Origin of the sequence: Neobacillus rhizosphaerae (assembly GCF_937468385.1) — a bacterium.
Classification (GTDB): domain Bacteria; phylum Bacillota; class Bacilli; order Bacillales; family Cytobacillaceae; genus Neobacillus; species Neobacillus rhizosphaerae.
Map to the genome: position 1 here is coordinate 1 of NZ_CALBWS010000024.1, position 25,617 is coordinate 25,617.

The window sequence follows — 25,617 nt, forward strand, 5'->3', positions numbered from 1 at the left end:
TCCAGCCCCGACAAGCGCTGGAGGGCCTGACGTTGAAGTCGTTCTTTGACTTCAGCGGCAGGACCGAAGCGACCTCGAGGGGCTAGGCGCTGCAGCTAGACGGGCTCCCGGACCTCCCCGCTGAAAGCGAGTGCCCGGAGCGGAAATCAACAGGCCAGTTTGCAGGGCCAGTCCATTATTAAAAAATTGCCGAGAAAAATACCCTTTCTCGACAATCTGAGTACATTCATAAGAATGTGCTATTTTTCTAGATCCAATATGATTTATGTGAATTACTTCTTCGCAGCTACGAAGCTTAAAATGGTTCTCTTATATTGTATTTACGAAGTATGGTTTCTATTTTCATTCCCTTGCTAATGTCGCCTTTTGCCTTTACTTTTCCAGTCAATAATGCCATGGTGCCACTTTGTTTTCCTAATAGAAATTTTTTGAAGTTATCATACGATAATGCCATCGTCACAGTAGGAGTAGATTCTACTCCTTCCTTAATCGTTAATTTTCCATCATGAAAATAATGCTGATATGTACCTTCCGCCTCACCGTGAATGTCATATTGGACAATAGCTTCAAAGCCTTGAATCGGTCCGGGATTTTCATTGAAAATTTCTTCAATTCTTATCATTAGGTCTGCTAAAGAATACTCATCAACTTTTTTGGCCATGGATTAATTCCTCCTTGAAATGTAAAAAACTAAAGCAATTCCCTTACTAACATGATACTAATACCTATCCGTATCTTACAATGAATATTTTTCGAACATTTTCGAATATTACCCATTTTTAAAAAAACTCGCCGATAAGTGAACTCCGAAGGGAGGTTCATGAGGAGTAGTACTCGAAAACACAGCTTTTTAATTGAGAAGCCTATGGTCAGGAAGTTTTCGTTCGTGCACTTATGCCTGAAATGAAAGTTACTCTTCCTATCGGCTAAAAAAAAAGGCAGCCGGTTAAATGGCTGCTAATTGGACAATGACCTAATGACCGATATATCGTGCATCTGGAATCAATTCTTTCCATTCTTTATAAGAAATGATGGTATCCCAGTGGCCTGTCATTTTTGCAATCCCAATAATAACGAAGAACAGGACGAAGAAGGTTACTGGAACAAACCATTTATTTACCTTTTTATTTGCAACCGTCATATTTAGCGTATCCTTAACAGGGCAGGCTTCCACACATGACATACAGGCGGAACAATTTAGTGAATTGACTTTTTCAATTTTATGAACCTGCAATCTTTGCGGGCAAACCTTTGTACACATTTCGCAAGAAGTACAGGTATCTTCATTACGTTGTATTTTTGTTATTCTAAAAATACTACCAAGACCGATCAAAGCACCATATGGGCAAAGGAAACGGCACCAAAAGTTTCTGAAAAATAAAGATAGAATAAAGATGACAATGACAAATTTCAAAGTAAAGCCGCCAATATTTAGGAATAACAAAAGCATTTTTACATCGGAAACCTTATTATAGGGATCCACGAGAAAGTTTTTGGCGCTGAAGATATCCATTTGAATAACCATAGCTACAAAGAATAGTAGCAAAACATATTTTATAGGTGTTAATAACCAAACCAGCCATCGTGGAAGCTCAAAATTCTTTTTAAAAATTTTTCTTCCAAGCCATCCAATCATTTCTCCAGCTGTACCGACAGGGCAAATCCAGCTGCAGAAGGATTTACGAAGAAGAAAGCCTGCTCCAATAAAAAATGCAAGCAAGACAAGCCCAGCGGGATGGATGGCATCAAATTCCCCGCTGGTCAGCCAAACCTTCAGGGCAACTAAGGCACTGATTGGTAAAAAACCTTCCACTGCAGATGGTCTTTCGACGAAAGGCGTCTTTCCGAGAGTTTCAAAATGCTGATAAAATTGATAAAACTGAAATCCTACATATAGTAAAAACAAAAGAAACATAGCTTGAACGACATATCTTGTGATTTGAACCGGCTTATGTTTCAATTGTTTCTTGTACCACGCTACTGATTTCATCACGATTCCTCCATTCTTCGTTACATTTACTATAAAGAAGGGAAAAATCAAGGTATGTGATTTAGATCATTGCAAAGATCCAATTCAAGGAAATGTCATATTGATGACTTAAATCTGTCAAATATTCACTTATTATTGTCCTTTCAAACGTGTAAACGGTTAATACAAAATTTGGATCAACCCTTAAAAGCACCAACAGAAACAGTTTCTTATTTTTCTGATGCAAATAAAATATTATTTTCTTTCCTAACTTCTTCCGTAATCCTTAGTACTAACTTACTCCAACTTTTTAATTCTTCATACTCTTGGACGTTTTTTGATTCAATGATCTTGGCAATATTTATACATTCATAGACCATGTCTTGTTCTTCTTGCTCCACACTCAAGATTTGACTTTCTTTTGAATGGCGGTTCATGAATTTAATGTTCGAAATTGGTGCTGCATCCTCAAGGACAAAGGTACCCTTTTCCCCGTGTATTTCACATGGAATCATCGAATCTGATATTTTCGAACAAAGGATGGTACAAATAAAGGAATCATATTGTAATACAAGTGTGCCACTGCCGTCGACACCACTTCTTAACAGGACAGGGTGATAGGTTACCCTTTGAGGTTCGCCAAACAAGCCAACTGCCAAATAAAGCGGATAAACGCCCAAATCAACGAGCGCACCACCCGAGTAAGTCGCTGAGAAAATATTTGGTTCCTCCCCTTGTAAAAATAGATCATAGCGGGAGGAATACTTCATATAGGTAAGGATTGTACTTCTAAGCTCTCCGGCCATATGGAGTTTTTCTTTTAATATTTGGTAATTAGGTGTATGGATATTGCGAATCGCTTCAAACAAAAAAACGCCATTCTCCTCAGCTGTCCGGTAAGCGATCTCTAATTCAGCTGTATTTGAAAAAATCGGCTTTTCACATATGACATGCTTTTTATTTTTCAAAAAAGTTAACGCTTGCTCAAAATGGACAGAATTAGGTGAAGCAATATAAACTGCTTCAATCTCTTTGCTATTCACCATGTCTGCTAAATGGGTATAATAATGGGGAGCATTATTTTTATCAGCAAACTGCTTTGCCTTGTCTTCTGTCCGCGAATAAACTCCAACTAAATGGAAGAATCCGCTAAAGTTTGCTGCTTGGATAAAGGATTCAGTTATCCATCCTGTTCCTACTGTGGCAAAATTAATCATAATAATCCCCTTTCTATTTATGCATCCTTAAAGTAACATTTTAGTCCTTTTTAGCTTTCCTTACCATTTTTATATTTAAATCGACTAAATAATTCCACACTTGGAGTGTTTTACTCATGAATTGTTGGGAACAATGGAAAAATATCAATATTTATGTTATTTATTAATAGTAGACAAGATGAAAGAGGTTGAAAAGTGTGGACAATCAAACATCAAATTTTATTAAAGATATTATGATAAAAGATTTGGAATCAGGTCATCACAGCAAAATCGTAACTCGTTTCCCTCCAGAGCCAAATGGTTATTTACATATTGGACATGCAAAATCAATTATCATCAATTTTGGCTTAGCCGATGAATTTAACGGAAAAACCAATTTACGCTTTGACGATACAAACCCGACAAAGGAAGATATCGAATATGTAAATTCCATTAAAGAAGACGTAAAATGGCTGGGATTCGAATGGGATGACTTATTATTCGCCTCCAATTATTTCGAGGAAATGTATAACAAAGCTGTACTTTTAATTAAAAAAGGACTGGCATATGTAGATGACCTTACTGCTGACGAAATCCGTGAATATCGCGGCACGCTGACAGATCCAGGGAAAAATAGCCCATACCGCGAGCGATCCATTGAGGAAAACCTTGATTTATTCGAGCAGATGAGGAACGGTGAGTTCGCTAACGGTCAAAAGGTCTTGCGGGCAAAAATTGATATGGCCTCACCAAATATTAATTTGCGTGACCCTGTCATCTACCGAATTTCCCATGCTACACATCATAATACGGGCGATAAATGGTGCATTTATCCCATGTATGCTTTTGCCCACCCACTTGAAGATGCGATTGAGGGTGTCACTCATTCGATTTGTACGATTGAATTTGAGGATCAACGTCCCCTTTATAATTGGGTTGTGGAACAAAGTGAAATGGAGAACACACCACAGCAAATTGAGTTTGGCCGCTTAAACGTGTCCAATACGGTTATGAGTAAACGAAAGCTTAAACAATTGGTAGACGAAGGGTTTGTTGATGGCTGGGATGACCCGCGAATGCCAACCATTTCCGGGATGAGAAGAAAAGGGTTTACCCCTGAATCCATTCGTACCTTTGTTAGTGAAACAGCGATTACTAAAAACAACAGTACTGTTGACTCGCAAATGCTCGAACACTTTGTCCGTGAAGATTTGAAACTTAAAACACCGCGGACAATGGGTGTGATTAACCCTTTAAAAGTGGTCATCACCAATTATCCAGAAGGCCAAATTGAATTACTTGATGCTGAAATCAACCCAGAAAATCCAGAAATGGGGATGCGGAAAATTCCGTTTTCTCGTGAAATTTATATCGAAAAAGATGATTTTATGGAAGATCCGCCCAAAAAATATTTCCGTCTATTCCCTGGCAATGAGGTTCGCCTTAAAAATGCGTATTTCATTAAATGTGAAGAAATCGTCAAGGATGCGAACGGGGAGGTTGTCGAGTTGCGCTGCACATACGACCCGGAAACCAAAAGTGGTACTGGCTTTACTGGCCGCAAAGTGAAAGGAACAATTCATTGGGTAGAAGTAACACATGCGGTACCTGCTGAATTCCGCCTATATGAACCGCTTATTTTGGACGAAACAGAAGATGACAGTGATAAGGAGACAACTTTCCTTGATCATGTAAATCCAAAATCATTAGAAGTGCTGCAAGGCTTTGTCGAGCCAAACATGAGAGAAAGCAGACCGCAGGAGAAATTTCAGTTCTTTAGACACGGTTACTTTAATGTTGATCCAAAAGACACGACAGTAGATAAGCTGGTCTTTAACCGAATCGTTTCCTTAAAGAGTTCGTTTAAAATTACAAAAAAATGGTGTCAGGCACCAAATGGTGCCTGAAACCCTTTTTTAAAAGTTAAGAAAGTATAAAATTTTCAACTTTGAGAATTGTCCAGCTCCAGCGCCCTAGCGACTAGAGTGCTTCCCTCACCTCCCTACGATAAGTCAACATCGGTTCGCTAACGCTCACCGTGTTTCCTTTATCTCAGTCGATTCAGTCCAGCCCTTACGTCGCTGACCAGGTCGCTTGCGCTTTTCTTAATTCTCATGCGAAATCGGCACTTCTAAAATAATTTTTGTTCCCTTCCCAGGTGAAGTAGTAACCATGAGCTCTCCCCCGACTGAGCGAGCCCGTTCATCCATGCTGAAAAGCCCGACACCTAGGGATTGCCTTTCCCGGTCAAATCCCATTCCTTTGTCCTCTACCAATACCCTAACCACATTGTCCATCTCTCTTACGGTGACCGTTGCTGTAGAAACATTTGCGTATTTCCGGATATTCGTTAGTGCCTCTTGAATAATCCGATAAATGGTCAGTGCTATACTGATATTTAGACGGCGATTTAAGACACAATCAAAATAAACATCGATATTATAATGGTCTGAATAACGGGATAAATAAGAACGGATGGCTGGTACTAAACCAAGGTCATCTAAAACAGATGGGCGCAGCTCCCATGAGATTTCACGAATTTCCTCAATTAGTTGAGTGGCTTCCTTTTGCATTTGCTGTAGCAATGGATGATCCATTTCAGACAGTAAACGATTAATCGTGATTAAGTGGCTATAAAGATTTTGCCCAATTCCATCGTGCAAATTTCTCGACAGTCGCTTTCGTTCCTCTTCCTGCACATCAATGATGGTTGTCATCATTTTTTGTAATTCCTGCTCAACACGTTTTCTTTCGGTAATTTCATAGCGAATCGCCAAATACTGATAAGGTTTCCCTTTTTCGCTTAAAAAAGGAACAATTGTTGTATCGACCCAATAGTACGTACCATCTTTAGCCCTATTGCAGATTTCACCCTTCCATACTTTCCCTGACCCAAGCGTTATCCACATGTCCTTAAAAAAGTTTTTTGGATGGTAACCCGAGTTTATGATTCTATGATCGTTGCCTACTAGTTCTTCCCGTGAGTATTTAGAGATCTGACAAAATTGATCATTCACATATGTAATCATGCCCTGCGAATCGGTGATGGCAACAATTGATGAGATATCGAGGGCAAATTTATAATCTATCAGTTCATTTTTCATTTTTTGAAAATCAACATCCATTTCCATCCCCCGCATCACAATAAATGCTTCTTTAAAATCTGTTCCAAGGATAGTGCAGACGCCTTAACCTTTTCCTGCTCCTCTTCGCTAAAGGAATATTTTTCCCTTTTTCCGACAAGCAAGACCCCTTTTGGAACATGATTAAAAAATATAGGAACTGCATAGGATGAGACAAGTTTTTCAGCAAGTGCAATCGGATAATCCGTCATTTTCCCCAAAATATCGTGAGGAAAATCTGTCATCATCATTGGGCTTCCACTTGAAATGATTTTTCCAGCAATTCCTTTTCCGAAACGAACCGTAATTCTTTTGTATTTATCATTTAAATTGCCTATTGCATAATGCCATCGGACATCAGGGCCTACTTTATTTTGAATGGCAAGCCCGACAAAATCGCAGCAGGCCACAGCCTTTAGCTGGGAGCAAACATCGATAACCTCTTGCAATTCTCTTAACTCTGTCATCCTATGTGATTCCCCTTAAATATCATAACCTAATAACCCTTTTTTAACGGCATATTCCACGAGCTCAGGTCTGGTTTTCATTTGCAATTTTTCCATCAAGTTTCCTTTGTGGGTCTCTACTGTTTTCACACTAATGACCAGTTGCTCTGCAATTTCTTTGTTTGAGTATCCCTTGGCAATCAGCGTTAAAACTTCCCTTTCTCGGTCTGATAAAAGATTGTACGTATCATTACCATCATGCCTGACACCAGCCAAATATTCCTCCATTAATCGCTTCTGTGCTGAAGGATGAAGATAGGCATCTCCTGCCGCAACCGATTCAATTGCCGTCAGCAATTCATCGTGTGGGGCACTTTTTAAAATACAACCCGAAGCCCCGCCTTGAATCGCTCGGAAGAGGTATTCTTCATCATCATGCATCGTTAAAATAAGAATATTAATCTCTGGCATCAGCTTTTTCAATTCAGTTGTCGCCGACAACCCGTCTTTACCGTGAGGCATGCTTAAATCCATCACTACGACATCAGGCTTTAACTTTAATGCCTTTTTTATTCCTTCATTGCCTTCAGAAGCTTCACCAATCACTTCCACTTCTGGATTTGTATTTAGCAACATTTTAAGGCCCATTCTAACAACAGCATGATCATCAACCAATAGGATTTTTATCAATTTCAACTCTCCTTTACGTTCTATAAAGGTAGGGACAGTTCAATAGAGGTTCCTTCTCCTATTTTAGAGGAAATCAGGCATTTTCCGCCAGTTAGAAGCATTCTTTCTTTCATCGCAGCAATACCTGATGCATAATTGTCATCTGTGTATTCCTCTAGTTGGAATCCATTACCAAAATCAATGATAGTAATTTCTAGCTTATCCTCTGTCCATATAAAACTCATTTTCACATTTGATGTATCCGCATACTTCACAATATTCGTTAGTGCTTCCTGACACACCCGAAACACAGCAATACTGTTTTTTTCCGGCAGCACTTTTTCCTCACCAGTTGATTCTAAATCCACCAAAATTCCAAATGTCGAGGTATATAACGTAAGATAGCTTTTCACAGCAGGAAGTAACCCAAGCGTTGTTAGAACAGGAGGATGCAATTCAACAGAAAGAAGTCTAATTTCTTGGATCGTTTTTTCAATCAGTTGTTCCATTTCCTCCAAATAATTTTTCATATTCGGCTCGCCGACACCAGACTTTACATACTGTAATCCTGTTAAAATACTATATAGGTTCTGTCCGACACCTTCATGTAGTTCCTCTGAAATCCGCTTAATTTCTTCTTCCTGTGATTGGATAATATAGGAGCTTATCTGTTCCTTAGGTTGTATACGCTCCATTCCATTCACCCCCTCCATTTTATAAAAAAAGACAGGCTTTTTTTAAAAAACCTGAATCTCTTTTATAATATAGGTTAAACCACTTTTTTGGTCAAATGCTGACCATTGCCCTTTAAATTCATTCACAAGACTAATCAATGGGACGGCCAGAAAATTTATATCGTTGAAATAAAAGCGAATATGGGTTCCGTCAGGACAAAGTTGAACTTTTTTTATTGTTTTCTTTACAGCAGGGGCCTGATCTCCGCCATCTTGATCTTGAATCGAAATTTCTACAGGTATGCCTACGAATCGCTTTACATTATCTAAGTTAATGGGTTCCACAGCTATTGCATCCCTTCACGACAGGATAGATGAACATCTTGTAGCCCTGCAAATACTCCCAAAACTTCTCTCCTGCATGCTCTTCGATGTATTGTATGGTCTCTTCCTCAGAAAACCAATCGCTCATTCCTTTAATTTCTGCAACAACCATCTCGGCACCTTCGATTGCTTTTTCTTCTAAAAACCAATTTAACCGTTTCTTCGCAAAGGTGTTCTTCAATAACTCGTCAATTTCAGCTGCAAATCCCCCTGATTCTGGCCGTACGAAACAAAAATCAATATAGGTTTCACTAGTCATTGACATTCACACCTTTTTTGTAAATAACGAATGCTACCGGAAATAAAATAACGTTGATGACAGCTGCAATAATAGTATTTGTGTAATTCTCATAAAAATATTGATGGACCATATACTGCGTACAAATAATGTTTAGCATCAAAACGACAAGTAGGAGAGCTACAGGTACGTAACTACGCTTCATAACGTTTCACCCCCACAGCATAAACCGCACCATTTTCTACTTTAACATAAATTTCCGGAAGTGGACGTCTTGGCGGACCGGCAATGGGTTCACCCGTATTTACATCAAATTTCCCATGATGACAAGGGCAAAGCATTTCACCTTCATCCTTTTTCCAGAAAACAGGGCAGCGAAGATGGGTACAAGCATTTTGGTAGGCAACGTATTTTTTCTCTGAGAGGCGGATTAAGATCGCACTATCATGTTCTCCTGGAAAAGCAAAATCTACGGCATCTCCAATTGCTAGGGACTTTTCTTCGGTGATTTTTTGCTTTGGATATTTTTTGTCACCGAGACCTGTAAGTTCTTTTGCTGCTAATGCCCCCCATGGCAATGAAGAAATAGCAAATACTCCGGCTGCACCAACTAGTGTTTTCATGAAACCTCGGCGGTCAAGCTTTCTTTCATTGTTGCGATTTATATTATGTGTATAGTTATCTTCATTGAACGGGATTTTATTATTTTTATCTGTCATCTTTAATCCCTCCTAAAACAATTTAGTGACGCCCTGTAGGATACCAGGGAGATTCACTTTTACATTTGTTTCGCCTTCTAAATAAGGCAGGCTTGTTACCCATTTGCCATTATCAAGATTGAATTGCTTTTGTTTTGCTTCAATTTCGTCATCTGTCAACCATTGCAACGTGTTTGTTGGGCAAACACTCGCACACATTGGTGGAATACCGTCTTTCGAGCGATCGATACAAAGATCACATTTATACATTAAATTTTGTTCCGTATCAAACTTCGGAATCCCATATGGGCAAGCAATCGTACAGTTTTGACAGCCAATACACTTTTCCACAAGCGCCGAAAGTACAGCTCCTGTTTCGTGAATTTGGATGGCCTGAGCGGGGCAGCTTCTCGCACACGCTGGATTCACACAGTGAAGGCACATTAGTGGCATCGTTTGACGGTTCAAAAGTGGGTTCACATCGTACACATAGTTACGGTTACGTTCCTCATGCCCACCGCACTGTGTACAAGCAGCCAAACAGGAACGGCACCCTATACAGTTTTCAAGTTCTAAATATAGCCTCTTCTTCATTTACTGCACCGCCCTGGTTTTCATTTTTTCAATCTGCGCTGCACAAGTTTTAAATTCTGGCATCCTTGAATAGGGATCAAGTGCACCGATTGTCAATAGATTAATAGATTTTTCATGACCCCAGTGGTATGGAACAAATACGGTATCCTTCCGAATGGCCTCTGTAATTTTCACTTTATATGTTGCTTCCCCTCTACGAGTATAGAGACGAACGTATTCTTCATGTTCAATGCTGTATTTTTCTGCTGTTTCCGGATGAACTTCTACAAATGGTTCCGGGCACATATCACGAAGGAATTGAATTCTTCTCGTTTGATTCCCTGATAAATAATGATAGACGACCCGCCCAGTTGTTAAGTGCAATGGGTATTTTTCATCCGGTACTTCTGCTGACGGTCTGTCTGGCAATGCGAGAATCTTTGCTTTTCCATCTGGATGATTGAATTTTTTATCTAAGAACAAATGCGGTGTTCCGGGATCAGATTCATCTTTACAAGGCCAGAACACGCCGTCTTGCTTGTCAATCTTTTCCCAAGTTACGCCGTAATAATCAGCCGTTCCACCTTTTGAAGCGACACGAAGCTCATTAAATACGTCTTTGGACGTTTTTAAATGGGAAAAATATTTCCCTCGGCCGAGACGCTCTGCAATTTCTATTTGAATCTGCCAGTCTGGCTTTGATTCACCAAGCGGCATTTGTGCTCTGTTAATCTTGATGATTCTTCCCTCTACATTTGTTGTGGTACCTTCATCTTCCGCCCAAGTGGTTGTAGGGAGCACGACATCTGCAAATTCAGCAGATTCTGAAAGGAAAAAATCAACGCATACCATGAAGTCTAAGTTTTTCATCTGTTCACGCACATAATTCTGATCAGGTGCAGAAACGGCAGGATTTGAACATAATAGGTATAAAGCACGAATGGTCTTTTGCTCCATTAATCCGAACATTTCGAATGCAGACACACCCTCTTTAGGCATTTCTTCCGGTTCAATGCCCCAAACCTTTGAAACATATTTTACATGATCAGGATTCGCTATTTTACGGTATCCGGGAAGTGCATCAGCTTTTTGTCCATGCTCGCGTCCCCCTTGACCGTTTCCTTGTCCTGTAATGGTCGCAACGCCCGATTTAGCACGACCAATTTTCCCAGTAACAAGTGCCATATTGGTATAGGCAGAAACGTTATCTACCCCTTTAATTTGTTGCTCAATCCCTCTGGCAAACATAACAATCGCATTCGGTGCTTTTCCGTACAATTCGGCCGCGCGGATAATTTTTTCTGGTGCCACCCCTGTGATCTCACTTGTATATTCTGGCGTGAATTCTTTTACTAGCTCCTTTGTTTCTTCAAAGCCATTTGTGTGATTTTTTACAAATTCTTCATCAGCATAGCCATTTTGGATTAGTAAATTTACAATCCCATTGGCAAGTGCAAGGTCAGTACCAGGCTTTAAATCAAGATGGAGATCAGCTCTTCTGGCGACTGGCGTTTCCCTTGGGTCAGCAACAATCACATAGCCGCCCCGTTCTTGAATTCCCCAAACCCGGAACATCATCGTCGGATGGCAATCCGCGGTATTACTTCCTGCAAGAAAAATACAATCGGTTTCATGTACATCCGTCCATGGAATTGTTGAACCTCTATCTATACCTAATGAGCGATTTAAACCACCTGCTGCACTAGCCATACAGAATCGGCCATTATAATCAATGTAGCGTGTTTGGAGTGCAACACGAGCAAATTTCCCCGTTAAGTAACACTTTTCATTTGTCATTGAAACACCGCTATATACTGATACTGAATCTTTCCCATAATTCTTTTGAAGATCGGTGAATCTTTTTACGATAAGCTCGTATGCCTCATCCCAGCTTGCTTCACGGAAGCCATTTTTCGTACCTTTTAATGATTGATCATCACGAATTAACGGTTTTAATAACCGATCTTTATGATTTACCTGTTGGTAAGCAGTAACTCCTTTTGGACACATCTTTCCTAATGTGACTGGCCAATCATATCGAGGCTCAACCCCAATGATCTTGTTTGTCTTTGTATTTACCCTTAGGTTCATCCCACATTGCATGGCACAATAACTACAGTGTGTCTTGACCAATGTTTCATTGGGATGGTTTAAGTTTTCGATTTCTTTAAAATATTTATCTCTTTCGTTCTTATAATTATCCCTTTGCATTCTGGTTTGCCTCCTTAACCTTCACTTGATGGGTTGCGAATCCTGAGAATCTAGCAATTCGATATTTTCTGCGGCATGGCAGGCACAATTCAGCAAGATTAAAGCCATCATTCATATTAAATTCGATCTCGTTGACACCCAATACTTGAATGACATCGTTTGATTGTTCCAATGATACAAAGGGTTCACCGCACACCTTACATTCCTTCATATGCTGTTCACCATAATGCTCGCGGTAATTTCTGGCAAGTACGCTCATTGGGCGGAAAGGAATGTGAGCAAGCTTTCCGAATGGTAAGTAGATTAACGTTACAATTACTGAAAATTGGTGAATTAACGACATTTGCGGCTGCATCCAACCATGTAGCACGATGTTCTGGAAGGTAAGTAAAAGTCCAGTAATCGAAATGAATAATAGGAGGTAAAGCGGAAGAAAATCGTACATAAATTTTTGCTCCGCTCTTGCCTGCATGTTTTTCAAGCGGCGATATAGTGCCATACAAACACCCGCCGTAACCATGATTGCTGCAATATTTAAGGCATTATAGGATAGCCAGGCGATTATTCCCTCTGCTTTTACGTGCATGACGTTCATTCCAAATAACACAATTGTATAGTAGCCATTGTCTTCCATTGTAAAGTACATCCAGCTAAACACTAATGGGAACGTTACTAAACAAGCAAGGACGCAGCCCCAGCCGATTAAGATATGCTGAACCCAGCGGTAAACTCCGCGATTGCGGATGAAATCGTAAATTGCTAAATGATTGACTGCTGTTTTTGGCGTGCTTTTTTTAAACAGCAGTTTTAAGCCCTTTTTGATAAAAACTTTGGTTGGCGGTCTTTCGCCCCATGCGATAAACCTGTAGAAAAATCCACCGATAAAAACGATTGTTCCGATCATATATCCGTACAAATTTAAGTCGACGTGGGTGAACATTCTTGTACCGATAAAAGTTAGAATCACTAGTCCGGCAACCGTTAGAAACATTGATTTGGCAAAATGTGAAGCAAAGGCATCATTGACTGAGTTTCCAGTTTTTTTAGTTGTTGAATTAATAGCCTGCATTTCCTGCTCCTCCTTAAAAAAAAATAACACTTCCGTTTTCTTATCTTCATTGTAAGAAAAACAGTAGTGTTATCTATATCGGGGAACTCCCCTATCATAGGGGGAAAAAACCCTTAGAAATTCATATTTAGACAAAGTTCCGTCACAAAGCTAACCACGGATATATTTTTTCCGCCAAGAGTAGAGTAAAAGCAGCAATCCAATTAGGATTTGCATGGAGAAAAGCAGAGCATCCCAAAAAAGAATAGATGTCGGTCCTTCTGAAAAACCTGGTAGAACCATTTTCCAAGCAAACAATACTTGCGGGATATAATATATTACAAATAGTCCCATGGTCAAAAATACACCAACAAAATAGAAAATAGAATAGAGGAAAACTGTCTTTCTTTCTTCAGCGAAAACAACCTCGCTCTTTGAAACCAATGGTCGAAACGGAAGCCACTTTCTAATCATTTGCTGGGCATTTTCCATCAAATTATAGCAACCGGATACATTTTCAAACACGTAATAGAAATCTGTTTTCATATAAATACAAAGTTGATAGACTATCCGAATAAATGTATCTAAGACCACCACACTCAGGATACTTAAGAACACCTCTGATCCATTTGCGAAGATGAGCTGAAAAATCAAAGCTAATGAAAGGATAAGCGTGTCAAAACAAAGTCCAGCTAAAAATAAAACATTACGATTCTTTGACGGCAGTTTCCACACTGATGACATATCCGTCTCAAGAACAACAAGAAATAAACGATGACCAACTTCTATTTTAGTAGGGAGATTTTGCGCCCTCATTGCTAAAATGTGGCCGAATTCATGAAGTAATACAAGAATAAAAGTTAAAAGCATCCATGCAGGGATATTTAATACCATTAAGTCAAAAATAAAAAGATCCTTATAATGAGGAAATAAAGATGGAGTAGCAATAAATAGAGATATATTTACAATAAATAAGACGAAATAAATAAAGTATCCAGCCTTATTGAAAAAGAATTTCCCCAATTTTGGCGAAACCCATAAAAACCCGAAGTCTTCCTTCGTCTTTTTCTTATTTTCTATTTTCACGCCATTTATTTCAGCAATCACCTGAAGCTCAAGTAACTGCCCAGCAAAATCAAGCAGGTCAATATCTTCATTCGGAAATTTTTCTTTAAGAAGTGATTCGACTTCACCTAAAGTTTTTCCATCGTTTATTAACTGAATGGCATCAATGCAAACTTCCGGCATTTCATAAAACTCACCAGAAACCTGATCTTCAATGATGTAATTTTTTTTATCTTCGCGAATCTCAAGGGGAACCAAGATTAGATGTGAATCGAGTGTAAGGCTCATTTGAACACCCTTTGCAAGTAATTAATATAGTAAAAATAAAAAGGATGCCCAGCTTTCGCTAGCATCCTTATTTTTTGTTTTTTTATAATCCAAAATATGGACACCACCAACAAGTTGTTTTTACCTTCTTAAGTTTACGAATTTTCATTATTCCACCTCCTTAGGTAATTCCCACTTTTTAGTCCATGGATATTTTTTATGAAATTTGACCCATGCTGGAAATACTTTTTTGAATTCTTCCACTAGCATTGGATCAAATTGGGAACCCTTACCTTCAATGATACGTTTATAGGCTTCTTCAACAGACATAGCCTCTCGATAGGATCGCGAAGAAGTCATGGCATCAAAAGCATCGGCAACAGAAGTTACTCTAGCTAGTAAAGGAATCTCTTCTCCCTTTAATTGCTCAGGATACCCTTTCCCATCCCAGCGTTCATGATGAGAACGAATGACACAAATACAATCCTTTATCCCCTCAACATTTTTAACAGCTTCAGCACCGACACTTGGATGAGATTTAATAATTTCAAATTCTTCTTTTGTGAGTTTCCCCGGTTTCATTAGAATCTGATCTGGAATATGTACCTTTCCTATATCATGTAGTAAGCAGGCATAATAAAATGATTTTTGTTCCTCATTTGAAAACTTACCAATTTCTTTCGCTAATAACAAAGCATAGCTGGCAACACGTTCACTATGCCCTCTTGTATATTGATCTTTCAATTCCAGTGTTGCAATAACACCCTTAACAATTCCCTCCAGCTGATTGTCATACACAGTTCGAATAGCTCGAACATAACCTTGGAATCGAACTAATAACAAGTAAGAAACACTAGATAGAATGGTTAATAAAAAAATAGGCATAGTTACATATGTAGTATCTAAAATAATACCTGTAAAAACGTAACGAGCTACAACTCCTAGGGTCACTACCCAAAAAAACCTTGAATTGAGAAAAAGAGGTAACGTTAAAATTAAAAATACTTCTACAACATTACCACTCCTGTAGGTGGTACTTCGGTCACCATAATAGGTTAAAATATCAACCAAAAATGTTGTAAATAAATAACTGCTGACAAAAACATGTTTAATCCAAAATGGTTTCTTTATTTTATTTAAATAGAGGGAAATTGGTATTAATATAATTAAAACTAAATAGGTAAGATACCAAAAATCACTCGGAAAACCACTCTTTTCATGTGAGATATAAGTAGGAACAATGTAATAATAAAATACATCATATCCTATCACAATTATATAAGATAATAAAAGGTACCATTTCACAGTACGCTGCTCTTCATGTGGTATCATATAATCCTCCAGGTGCATCTAACAATTTTCTAAACAAAAATCGGTCTTTTTTATACAGTATTTCATCATTTTAAACAAAATTCTACAAAATTTACTTATTCTTCTACATTTTAAACAAAATTCTATAAAATTTCCTTATTCTTCTACATTATATATCATCTAGAATGCCCATGAAACCCTTTATTTTGATGAATTTTGTATATTTGTAGATTTAATTATTGCTTATATTTTTTGTGTTAATGGTAACGTAACATGGACTTTTGTTCCTTTTCCAATATTACTATCTATTTTCAACTCACCATTGTGGTCCTTAATAATTTGACTCGTAACCATTAATCCCAGTCCTGTTCCATCTTTTTTTGTAGTAAAAAATGGTTCTACTAGATTGGCGATATTCTCCTCAGAAATCCCATACCCTTCATCCTCGATCGAGATTGACAGTTTGCCCTCTGCTGAAACCTTCACCTTTATCTTTATCTGTCCACCGTTAGGCATTGCTTCGATTGCATTTTTTATCAAGTTAATAAAAACTTGCTTTAGTTGTTTTTCTTCGCAATCTATAGGTGGTAATGGGCCAGCGATTATGGTTTCGACTGTTACTCCTTCCCTATCAACCTGTTGTTGCGTTATAGAAAGTGTATAGGCAATTATTTCTTCAATACTCGCTTTTTCAAATTTGATATCCCTTGGTTTCCCAAGGTACATCAAATCGTTAACTATGCTATTAATCCGATCAATTTCCTGTATCATGATTGGATAAAAATTATTGCCATTTGGATGTCGCTCCTGCTGTAGCTGTGTAAATCCTTTTAATGAAGAAAGAGGATTTCGTATTTCATGGCCAATCGCTGCGGCCATTTGCCCAATCACGGCAAGTTTCTCTTTTTGATGGAGCTCTTCATGAACTGAAGTTATTGAATTAATATATGAATAAAATCTTATTAGGATAATAAAAGCGATTGCAGCAACAATGCCAATTATAAGCGCAGGAGGTAAAACCTCAGGGTCATGTAGGACCATTCCTAAAAAAAGATACTTCCCGATAACCGCTATTGTGGCAGTCCAAAAATATTTTCTATTCACGAATATAGGGGAAAAAAATATAAATAATAACTCAACAATATTTCCAGAAGCAAATTTATGTGAGGTACCATAATACCTAATAAGATTATCTATAATATCAATAATGATATAGGTTAACAGAAAAAAGTATTTAACATGATAAGGGTTACGCTTTCTAATTAAATAGACAGATATTGGCAGTAAGCCGATGATTACAATAAATACCCAATAACCAAGTCCTTGCTGAAGAAATTTTTTATCCCCCAACTCTGAAAAAAGAGGTAAAATGTAATAATACAAAAAATCAAATGAGAAAAAAAAGATATAAAATAACCATAAAAATAGTTTAATCGCCTTTTTCTCTTCAAAGATTAATTTAGGGCTTTTGCTACTTACTTTCATATTAGTTGCTCCCTTGGCCTAGTTCTAATGACGAATTATCTGAAAATATTCACAAAACATGCTCCTACTATCTTATCATTTTTCTTCATAAAAATTGACAATAAAAACGAAAAAACTGTGATTTTCGACATATTTCGATAAATTCCCACAGAAAAAGACTTGCTTAAGGCAAGTCTTTTACATTTATTGTTAGGTATTTTAAACTACACGAGTTCAGCTAACATTTTTAAACTGATCCAATTGTGTATTCAACGTTGAATGCTTGCGGCCATAGCCGAAGTAGACGAACAGCCCAATTACGAGCCACACGGAAAAGCTAATCCATGATGCAGCCGGGAGCTGTAAAGCTAAATAGCCGCAGAATAAGAAAGCAAGAATCGGAATATATGGGACAAACGGAACTCGAAAGCCTGTTTTTGGTGCTTGATTGTTTTTCCGAAGAAACAAAATTCCGATGGCAACCGTCATGAACGCAAACAGTGTACCAATGTTTACTAGTTCAGCTAACCTACCTAACGGTACTAATCCAGCAAAGATTGAGACTAGCAAACACGTAATCCACGAGTTTACTATCGGAGTTTGCTTTTCTTTATTTACTTTTGAAAAAACCTTTGGCAATAACCCATCACGGCTAATGGCATAAAAAAGTCTAGTTTGTCCATAAATCATCACAAGTAATACCGTTGTGATACCGGCAATTGCCCCTAGTGAGATTATACCAGCAACCCAATCCTGATGAATATAGTTAAGGGCGAAGGCCACTGGGTTCTTCACATCAAGCTGTTGGTAAGGAACAATTCCGGTTAAAATACCCGAAACGACAATATATAAGATTGTACACACAAGCAGTGAAGCAATGATGCCAATGGGCATATTTTTTTGCGGGTTCTTTACTTCCTCCGCTGCAGTGGATACGGCATCAAAGCCAATATAGGCAAAGAATACTGTAGCAGCACCGGTTGTCACACCTGAAAAACCAAATGGCATAAAGGGAGTCCAGTTTCCAGGCTTCACATACCAAACACCAACACCAATAAATAATACAACAACGGCCAACTTAATAAGTACCATGATTGTGTTAAATCGTGCTGATTTTTTCACACCTTGGGTTAAAAGGAAGGTAATGATAAAGACAATAATGATGGCCGGAACATCAATGAACGTTCCCTTCGCAGGATCATAGGCACTTGTTATCGCTTGTGGTAAATGAATACCGAAGCCTGCAAGCAGTCCTTGAAAATAACCTGACCAGCCACTGGCAACAGCAGATGAAGCCAGTCCATATTCGAGAATTAGATCCCATCCCAATATCCAGGCAATTAATTCCCCAAATGTAGCATAACTGTAGGTATAAGCACTTCCCGAAACTGGAACAGTCGAGGCAAATTCAGCGTAACAAAGGGCTGCAAATACACAGGCTAAACCAGATATAATAAAGGATAAAATAAGTGCAGGTCCTGCATGTTCCGCTGCCGCCACTCCGGTGAGAACAAAAATACCTGTTCCAATAATCGCTCCGATACCAAGCATTGATAAATCAAAGGCACCTAACTCTTTCTTTAAGGTAACATCTTTTTGCCCTGCTTCTTGAAGGAGTGCCTGAATCGATTTCTTTCTAAATAAGTTCATTGTGTAATCCTCCCTAGAGGTAAAATCCGAATGTTCAGAAAATAAAAACTATAAATTCTATATCGAAATAATATAATCATTTTCGAAAAAAAGCAACAATTTTTTCAAAAATAAAATTATTTCAAAATATCTTCAAACAAATAAGATTCAACATCAAAGAACTGTTCTAGATACAACGACCTATTTAATTTATCATCACAAGGATATTATCTTAGAAAAATAATTTCGCTTTTCGAAATATTATTCAGACTAACCAAAATCATTGGTAACAACGACAAAATCCACAGGTACTTACAACAAATTAACGATCACTCACTACAATTTTTGAATCTAAATGGAACTTAAAGCATTGATGTGCTGCTGAACCTACGAAATATAGGCAGCACAAATTAAGCCGAAATAGGTTAGCTTTCTGCAAAGTAACTTATCACACACCAATAAATATTTTCCAAATAATAGTTGACAAAATTTCCAATGTCCTGTAATATAAATATTTGCTTTACAATATGTAACTTGTAATTAGAGAGATAACGCAATGTAAGAATTTTTTCTGGCATTCTGCTTATGTTTTAAAATAAAAACTTATTCACACTGGATCGGCTTCGGAGCCGTTAGGATGTAAGAGAGGTAGGGCTTACGTCGTTTAGGTATAAAACCATCAGGTGGAAGAATAACCGCGGCAAACTTGTTTTTATAACAATTACAATATATAAGTTTTTACCTTGCGATGGCTGACAAGAATTGTGTAAGCACCCGTTTAGCGACCTACATTAGTCGTTGGGCGCTGAAGCTAGACAGGAATCAATGTTAAAAGGTTACTTCCTTGTCATGTAGCAATCCAACCATTCACAAGTTACTATAAGGATTCTAAAATTGAATCGAGAAGCTAAGAAGGCAGAGGATATTCATTCCTCTGCCTTCGCCCATTTTTGCCGAAAAAATCTTTTAAATCCCAAAGCGTGTCGTCTTCTTATTTTTTGATTACGATCGCTTGTTTGCCCATTTGCTCCCAGGCTTTAATGAAACTTTCCTTGTTCAATTTTTTATTTTTCGTCCCATACGGATCGTTTACATAAATATAGTCTTCATCGTAGCCGGTAATTGCTACACTATGTACACTGAAGGTCACGTCTATTTTTCCTTGCGGGGTATCCCACGTTTGAAAATCAGAGACAGGAGTAAAGTTGGTTGTAGTAATAATCCACACCGGAAGCCCTTGACCCACTTCTTTTAATAAATCGGAAAACGGATGATTCGTTAAATTGACCACTCTATCCCCGACATATTTCTGTGCCAGTGAAAATACTGGACCATTGTAGACACCCAACCCCGGTCCTTGAGCCATATTCCCTACAAAGCCGGCATTTGGATTTCCCTTTTTTCCGTCACTATAGGTTAACGGAACGGTTTTAATGTTATTAGCCAACTCGTTCTTTGTTACTTTTACCCCATGGTAGTTGAGAATCATCGCCAAACTGGTAACCTCACAGCCATTGTAAAGCAATGGATTATCCATTTGATTTAGTAACGGAACATCAAGCAATATATGATCAGGCAAACTTGGATTTTCCTTATCTACGATTGATACTTCTCGCGTTTTTAATAATGCTGCTTTAACCATTTTTAGAGGATTCGATTGATCGACCTTCGACTCTAAAAACAATTTCGCATTAATAAACGATAATATAAGAATAATGATTATGATTATCAATTTTTTCATTTGAATATATACCTCTTTGTTAAATACTTGAATTAAATGGCCATGAGTAATAATAATCTATCACAATATTAACCATATCAAAAAATAGCAGCACACGAAACCATTTTCACTTAGATGATAACTGTTTTCCCTTAAGTTTTGCTTAACAAAAAATCCCCTTATCTAAGAGGGGAAATGGTTATGTTCGTACCTTATTTTGTCTGATTTTTCGAATCACTTGATTAATGACCTCTGAAAAGACCAGTCCAAAGGCGATTGCTCCTGCAATCATAAGTACTTTTGCTGCTAGTCCAATTGCAGAATTATAATCGTTCTCTACAAAATTACGCATTGCATCATATGCCAATCCACCCGGAACCAGCGGAATAATGCCTGCGACACTAAAAATAATCACAGGCGTTTTATAAAACTTCGCTAATTCTTGACTAAGAACCGCAATAAAAACCGTGGCAGACAATGTGGCAAACACGGCATTACCTGTGTAGCTTTCGAGAAGATAATAGATTACCCAGCCGCCCATTCCAATCAGCCCACATTTAACCAATGTTTCTTTCGGTGCGTTAAAAATAATTCCAAAGGCACCGGTAGCAAGGAAGCTAGTTATTACTTGTGCAATAAGAGCCACTATTCCACCTAACTTTCACAAAAATGATACCACGATGGCAATTCCTGCCCCGATAGCAAAGGCCGTTAAAAAGGCTTCCGCACCTTTAGATAACCCTGAGACTAAATGCCCCGCCATTAAATCTCTGATGGCATTAGTCACTAATAGACCAGGAACTAAGGTCATTACCGAACCGATGATAATTTTATCTAATTGATGCCCCACTCCTGTTTTGACAAAAATAAACGACAGTAGCCCAATCACAAACGATGCCAAAAACTCCGAGAAAAACTTAATCGGGATAAAGCGATGAAAGTAAACAAAGCTAAGAAAGCCCACTCCTCCGGAAATCATCGCTGGAATAAAATCATTCCAGCCGCCTTTAAACATAATCATAAAGCAGCCGCTTGCTAATGATGCAGCTGCCACTTGAATCCTAAAGGGAAAAGTTAGATTCATGGAATCAATCTCAATCAATTGCTCCATAGCTTGTTTAAGATTGATTTCACCGCTGCTGATACTTCTTGATATGCTATTCACCATTGCAACCTTTTTCAAATCAGTTGAGCGCTCCGAAATTCTAATTAGCTTGGTCTTCGTCGGCTCATTACTCTCCGCTGAAAAAATAATTCCAGTCGGTGTAACATAACTATGTGTTTTTTCAATACCATAGGAAGCGGCAATCCGCATCATCGTATCTTCAACCCGATAGGTCTCCCCGCCGCATTGCAGCATAATTTTCCCAGCTAGCAGGCAAACCTCCATGATATCATACGTTTGTTCAACTTGGTTTCCCATCTATACCTCACCACATTAATTCTACATTTGATACTTAGTTTAAATCAAAACAAAGGGGTAAAGCAATTATGAAAAAAACAAACAGCTTCATCCTTCACGGATGCAAGCTGTTTGTTTATTGCTTCCATACCTTCAATAGCACCAGATTAATAACTGTAATCAAGCCATAAATAAAGGCCAGCCCATGTTTCCCGGTAAAATACAAGGCTATAGCAGGGAATCCAAAAATGATGATTTCTAATAAAAAAAACGGGATTCCACTTAATAAATATGGAGCCTTCGGAGACCCAAACATTCCCCATATGACTGCTGCTAATAAAGGGGTTCCGATACCTAATCCTATCTTCAACATCGTTCCCTGTGAAATGCGAAAACCCCAATATCCGAAAATCACAAGTGCGAGAATCTCTAAAAGAAAGCGAACACCCAAGTTAATCATTTTTATAGCTTCCATTAGCCCCTCATCCTTTAGCATTCGTCTATATTTTCTTTATTCCTTCTACAGCAGAAGTATTCACAAAAGGTACAGCAGACTTCCTTTTTCTTTATCTAAAAATGATTCCGGTAAAGCAGCAAATGATTAGAAAGGGGATACTTGCTTTATAGAGGTCAGCAAAACTAGCGGAAATGTTTTTTTCTGCATAGGTTGCGACCTGGTTTCCATAAGTCTTAACCAATTGTCCTATTTTGGCAATGTCCTCTTGCACTTGCTTTTCAACCTTTTGATGGATTTGTTCTTTGACAGTATCCCTTTGTCCTTCGGGGATAGCGGCAAGTGCTGTTTGAAAGTTTCTATCAATAATTTGCTGGCGTTCGGCATTTGTGATTATCGGTGAATGCGCATTTCCGGACTGTTTTTCTTTATTTATTGATTTTTTCGTTTCAGCCAAAATTTTCTGTTTTGCAGATTGTGGGACATCCAGCTTCTCAAGCTTTTGGACGGCGAAATGGATCACCTCTTGTTTTCTATCCTTAATATTATTGGTTAGTCCTGCAACAAAGATGGCAACAGCTAAGACGACACCAACTTGCCTTAACATCGAAAAAACACCTTGGGAGGCTGTAAGCATCTCCCCTTCAAATGAGGAAGTACTCGCCATCGTAGCCGAAGAAATCACAAAGCTAAAGCCCAAGCCAAGCAAACTGCACAAGAGGATAATTTCTTTTGAAGTACTATGAATATTTAAATTGTGTAACAAGTAGTAGGCAATTCCCATAATTCCAAAGCCCATCATAACCGGAATTGTATAGCCAATCTTTCTCGAAAGTAACCCGGCGAAATTGGAAAATATAAAGATAGATGCGGATACCGGTGTAACAAGCAGAGCAGCTTGAAGCTCCGTCTTATGCTGGAAGTTAGTTAAAAACTGAGGCAGCAGGACCATTACACCGATGAGAAAGATAAAACCTGTTGTCACTGTTACAACAGAGCCTGTAAACAAGCGATCTTTAAACAGACTTAAGTTAACCATTGGCGCTGGAGACTTTTTCTCAGCTACAATAAAGAGAACGATGGAAGCAGCAGTCACAAGATAACAAATAATGGTTAGACTGCTTACCCAGCCCCAGGTATTTCCTTTGATTAACACAAGGTTGAGTGGAAAAATAGCCGATATTGAGAAAAGTAAGCCAAACCAATCTATTTTTGATTTTACTCGACTTTCTTTCCTAATCGTTAGTATAAGGAAAGCACCGACAATAGCTAGTAAACAAATTGGAACATTGACATAGAAAACCCAATGCCAGCTTAGCTTTTCTGTAATGATTCCTCCAACCGTCGGCCCTAATGCTGTAGCTAAACCTTGTGTTGCACCTAGCAATGTTAAGGGGATTGTTCTTTTTTCAAGCGGCATCGCGGCTATTCCGATGACCATACTGCATGGAATTAAAATCGCTGCACCAAAGCTTTGAATGAACCGGGCAGCGATTAAAAAATCCCCGCTGGTCGCCAACCCGCATAGGGCAGACCCTAGGCCAAAAATAAACAATCCAACGATATAAAACTTATGTCTGCCAAACATCTCCGCAAACCTTGCCATCGGAATTGCTAACACGGCAATTGTCATCGTGTATACATTCAACATCCACGAGCTCATTTCCAATGATGTATGCAGGTTGTCTTGAATTGCTGGCAACGTAATATTCATTATCGTCGAGTCGAGCATACAAACAAATATCCCTAAGCACACTAACAATACAACTTTCATTCCGCCTATCCCCTTCATTGTATTATCCCTTTGCTTGTTTGTTTAATTTTTCTAATTCTTCATCGATCAACCCTAAGATCATTTTGGCTTGGCGAATGCCAAACTCCAGTGTAAACCTTTTGAATGTTTCCATATTTGGATACGTTTCCGCGACACTTATTAAGTTATCGTACATGGACTGGCTTTTTTCGCGTTCCCCTTCTAACCACTTCACAATATTATCTTTGGTGGTAAACCGACCAAAAAAGATGCGGATGAGGACATCAGATCTTGTTACGGTTGGGTTAACTGGACTGTATAGATATTGTTGAAATTGCTCTTTTCCGCTTTCCGTAATCACAAATAAATTTTTGTTCGGTTTCCCTTCTTGCTGGATGACCTTCTTTTCCACTAGCCCATCCTTTTCCATCTTTCTTAAAGCGGGGTATATAGCTCCAAAGGAAGCATCAAAAAAGTATGACACGGAGTTCTCCATCATTTGTTTAATATCATAGCCGCTCATCGGCTCCTCATATAAAAAGCCGAGGATTACATCCTGGATATTCATTACATCATCACCTCATATTATTTATGTTTATATTATCATTGTTAATATAAACATTGTCAATATGGATTTGGGTTTTTTTTTCAGTCTTTCAAATACGCAAAGATGGGGGCAAGAATCCATCTCCATTATTCAGAAAAAAAACTATCATGAGCCTCAACTCCCAACCCTACCACGGAAATAAATTTAGAGAACAAGCCGTAGTCACCTAATAAAGGCGGTGAGAGCAGAGCTAGACTTCACATCTTTCGTCTAGTGAAATCGGTATTTCACTTTAACTGGTTAAAGTGATTCGTTTTTGCGGCGCTCCGCCCCTTTTCCACAGAAAATAGACCTATTCACATTGTGAACAGGCCTCGAACTTTTTAAGTAAAACAGGAAAATTGCTTTATAAATTTAGAAAGGAAAAAATGGAGCGAAGCTTCGCAGACTCAAAAGAGCTGCATGGGCTTCGCTACTGCCGGTTACGGGGATTAAAGAATACAAGTGAACAGGCTCTCCATACAGCAGCCTGCCAAAATATAAAAAAGATTTCGACACACTTAGCCAGCTTAGAAAAAGTGTGTGCAATTCTTTAGGTTGATTTGCCACCCTGTTGATTGGAGCGGAGGCACTCGACTCCTGCGGGATAGAGAGGTCACGGGAGACCCCGCAGGCTCCAAAAGAGCCGAGGAGAAGGAAAAGCGGAAGCGCCTTGTCCAGCCCCGACAAGCGCTGGAGGGCCTGACGTTGAAGTCGTTCTTTGACTTCAGCGGCAGG

General features: G+C 38.6%; 25 protein-coding genes and 1 pseudogene. 2 read left to right on the plus strand and 24 right to left on the minus strand.

The window, feature by feature from the left end:
• Positions 1 to 295: 295 nt before the first annotated feature.
• The 3 genes from M5A78_RS16655 to M5A78_RS16665 form a co-directional block, all read right to left on the minus strand.
• Entirely contained in the window at positions 296 to 661 is a 366-nt protein-coding gene (locus tag M5A78_RS16655) for an SCP2 sterol-binding domain-containing protein (protein WP_248736408.1), read from the minus strand.
• Positions 662 to 973: 312 nt separating this feature from the next.
• Positions 974 to 1,990, minus strand: a complete 1,017-nt coding sequence (locus M5A78_RS16660) for a 4Fe-4S binding protein (protein WP_248736409.1) — start codon at positions 1,988 to 1,990, stop codon at positions 974 to 976.
• Between the two features lie 209 nt (positions 1,991 to 2,199).
• Positions 2,200 to 3,186, minus strand: coding sequence for a Gfo/Idh/MocA family protein (locus M5A78_RS16665; protein ID WP_248736410.1), 987 nt, complete (start codon positions 3,184 to 3,186; stop codon positions 2,200 to 2,202).
• Positions 3,187 to 3,383: 197 nt separating this feature from the next.
• On the opposite strand from M5A78_RS16665, the gene M5A78_RS16670 reads away from it, so the two are divergent.
• The gene (locus M5A78_RS16670; protein WP_248736411.1) at positions 3,384 to 5,072 is read left to right on the plus strand and encodes a glutamine--tRNA ligase/YqeY domain fusion protein; all 1,689 of its coding nucleotides are present in this window, start codon (positions 3,384 to 3,386) and stop codon (positions 5,070 to 5,072) included.
• A gap of 198 nt (positions 5,073 to 5,270) precedes the next feature.
• On the opposite strand, the gene M5A78_RS16675 is transcribed toward M5A78_RS16670, so the two are convergent.
• The 21 genes from M5A78_RS16675 to M5A78_RS16775 form a co-directional block, all read right to left on the minus strand.
• The gene (locus tag M5A78_RS16675) at positions 5,271 to 6,290 is read right to left on the minus strand and encodes a PAS domain-containing sensor histidine kinase (protein ID WP_248736412.1); all 1,020 of its coding nucleotides are present in this window, start codon (positions 6,288 to 6,290) and stop codon (positions 5,271 to 5,273) included.
• Between the two features lie 14 nt (positions 6,291 to 6,304).
• Complete coding sequence (locus tag M5A78_RS16680) at positions 6,305 to 6,754, minus strand: GAF domain-containing protein (protein WP_248736413.1); 450 nt, start codon at positions 6,752 to 6,754, stop codon at positions 6,305 to 6,307.
• A 15-nt stretch (positions 6,755 to 6,769) separates the two neighbouring features.
• A complete protein-coding gene (locus M5A78_RS16685; protein ID WP_319942308.1) occupies positions 6,770 to 7,423 on the minus strand; it encodes a response regulator in 654 nt (217 codons plus the stop codon).
• Positions 7,424 to 7,443: 20 nt separating this feature from the next.
• Positions 7,444 to 8,097, minus strand: a complete 654-nt coding sequence (locus M5A78_RS16690; RefSeq protein ID WP_248736414.1) for a sensor histidine kinase — start codon at positions 8,095 to 8,097, stop codon at positions 7,444 to 7,446.
• A 42-nt stretch (positions 8,098 to 8,139) separates the two neighbouring features.
• Positions 8,140 to 8,421 carry a hypothetical protein gene (locus M5A78_RS16695; RefSeq protein ID WP_248736415.1) on the minus strand — a complete coding sequence of 94 codons (282 nt, stop codon included), beginning with the start codon at positions 8,419 to 8,421 and terminating at the stop codon, positions 8,140 to 8,142.
• Complete coding sequence (locus tag M5A78_RS16700) at positions 8,408 to 8,719, minus strand: hypothetical protein (protein ID WP_248736416.1); 312 nt, start codon at positions 8,717 to 8,719, stop codon at positions 8,408 to 8,410. Before M5A78_RS16700 ends, M5A78_RS16695 begins: the two co-directional genes overlap by 14 nt.
• Complete coding sequence (locus M5A78_RS16705; RefSeq protein ID WP_248736417.1) at positions 8,712 to 8,903, minus strand: hypothetical protein; 192 nt, start codon at positions 8,901 to 8,903, stop codon at positions 8,712 to 8,714. The genes M5A78_RS16700 and M5A78_RS16705 overlap by 8 nt, the downstream gene beginning before the upstream one ends.
• Positions 8,893 to 9,417 (minus strand): Rieske 2Fe-2S domain-containing protein, encoded by a 525-nt coding sequence (locus M5A78_RS16710; RefSeq protein WP_248736418.1) that lies wholly within the window; start codon positions 9,415 to 9,417, stop codon positions 8,893 to 8,895. Before M5A78_RS16710 ends, M5A78_RS16705 begins: the two co-directional genes overlap by 11 nt.
• A gap of 12 nt (positions 9,418 to 9,429) precedes the next feature.
• On the minus strand, positions 9,430 to 9,990 hold the full coding sequence (locus M5A78_RS16715; protein ID WP_248736419.1) for a 4Fe-4S dicluster domain-containing protein: 561 nt from the start codon (positions 9,988 to 9,990) through the stop codon (positions 9,430 to 9,432).
• Positions 9,991 to 12,180 (minus strand): molybdopterin oxidoreductase family protein, encoded by a 2,190-nt coding sequence (locus M5A78_RS16720; RefSeq protein ID WP_248736420.1) that lies wholly within the window; start codon positions 12,178 to 12,180, stop codon positions 9,991 to 9,993. It lies immediately after the preceding gene.
• Entirely contained in the window at positions 12,167 to 13,249 is a 1,083-nt protein-coding gene (locus tag M5A78_RS16725) for a hypothetical protein (RefSeq protein ID WP_248736421.1), read from the minus strand. Before M5A78_RS16725 ends, M5A78_RS16720 begins: the two co-directional genes overlap by 14 nt.
• Positions 13,250 to 13,399: 150 nt before the next feature.
• Positions 13,400 to 14,581 carry a hypothetical protein gene (locus tag M5A78_RS16730; protein ID WP_248736422.1) on the minus strand — a complete coding sequence of 394 codons (1,182 nt, stop codon included), beginning with the start codon at positions 14,579 to 14,581 and terminating at the stop codon, positions 13,400 to 13,402.
• Between the two features lie 147 nt (positions 14,582 to 14,728).
• Entirely contained in the window at positions 14,729 to 15,892 is a 1,164-nt protein-coding gene (locus tag M5A78_RS16735) for an HD-GYP domain-containing protein (RefSeq protein ID WP_248736423.1), read from the minus strand.
• A gap of 222 nt (positions 15,893 to 16,114) precedes the next feature.
• A complete protein-coding gene (locus M5A78_RS16740) occupies positions 16,115 to 17,356 on the minus strand; it encodes an ATP-binding protein (RefSeq protein WP_248736424.1) in 1,242 nt (413 codons plus the stop codon).
• A gap of 213 nt (positions 17,357 to 17,569) precedes the next feature.
• A complete protein-coding gene (locus tag M5A78_RS16745; RefSeq protein WP_248736425.1) occupies positions 17,570 to 18,985 on the minus strand; it encodes an amino acid permease in 1,416 nt (471 codons plus the stop codon).
• Positions 18,986 to 19,955: 970 nt separating this feature from the next.
• Positions 19,956 to 20,705 (minus strand): C39 family peptidase, encoded by a 750-nt coding sequence (locus M5A78_RS16750; protein WP_248736426.1) that lies wholly within the window; start codon positions 20,703 to 20,705, stop codon positions 19,956 to 19,958.
• Between the two features lie 178 nt (positions 20,706 to 20,883).
• Positions 20,884 to 21,330, minus strand: a complete 447-nt coding sequence (locus tag M5A78_RS16755; RefSeq protein WP_248736427.1) for a threonine/serine exporter family protein — start codon at positions 21,328 to 21,330, stop codon at positions 20,884 to 20,886.
• Between the two features lie 15 nt (positions 21,331 to 21,345).
• Positions 21,346 to 22,107 carry a threonine/serine exporter family protein gene (locus M5A78_RS16760; protein WP_248736428.1) on the minus strand — a complete coding sequence of 254 codons (762 nt, stop codon included), beginning with the start codon at positions 22,105 to 22,107 and terminating at the stop codon, positions 21,346 to 21,348.
• Between the two features lie 115 nt (positions 22,108 to 22,222).
• Positions 22,223 to 22,561 (minus strand): YrdB family protein, encoded by a 339-nt coding sequence (locus M5A78_RS16765; RefSeq protein ID WP_248736429.1) that lies wholly within the window; start codon positions 22,559 to 22,561, stop codon positions 22,223 to 22,225.
• A 91-nt stretch (positions 22,562 to 22,652) separates the two neighbouring features.
• Complete coding sequence (locus M5A78_RS16770; protein ID WP_248736430.1) at positions 22,653 to 24,314, minus strand: MFS transporter; 1,662 nt, start codon at positions 24,312 to 24,314, stop codon at positions 22,653 to 22,655.
• A 22-nt stretch (positions 24,315 to 24,336) separates the two neighbouring features.
• Positions 24,337 to 24,861 carry a PadR family transcriptional regulator gene (locus tag M5A78_RS16775; RefSeq protein WP_248736431.1) on the minus strand — a complete coding sequence of 175 codons (525 nt, stop codon included), beginning with the start codon at positions 24,859 to 24,861 and terminating at the stop codon, positions 24,337 to 24,339.
• Positions 24,862 to 25,217: 356 nt separating this feature from the next.
• On the opposite strand from M5A78_RS16775, the pseudogene M5A78_RS16780 reads away from it, so the two are divergent.
• Positions 25,218 to 25,436: pseudogene (locus M5A78_RS16780) on the plus strand (transposase); the annotation flags it as partial.
• Positions 25,437 to 25,617: the final 181 nt, after the last annotated feature.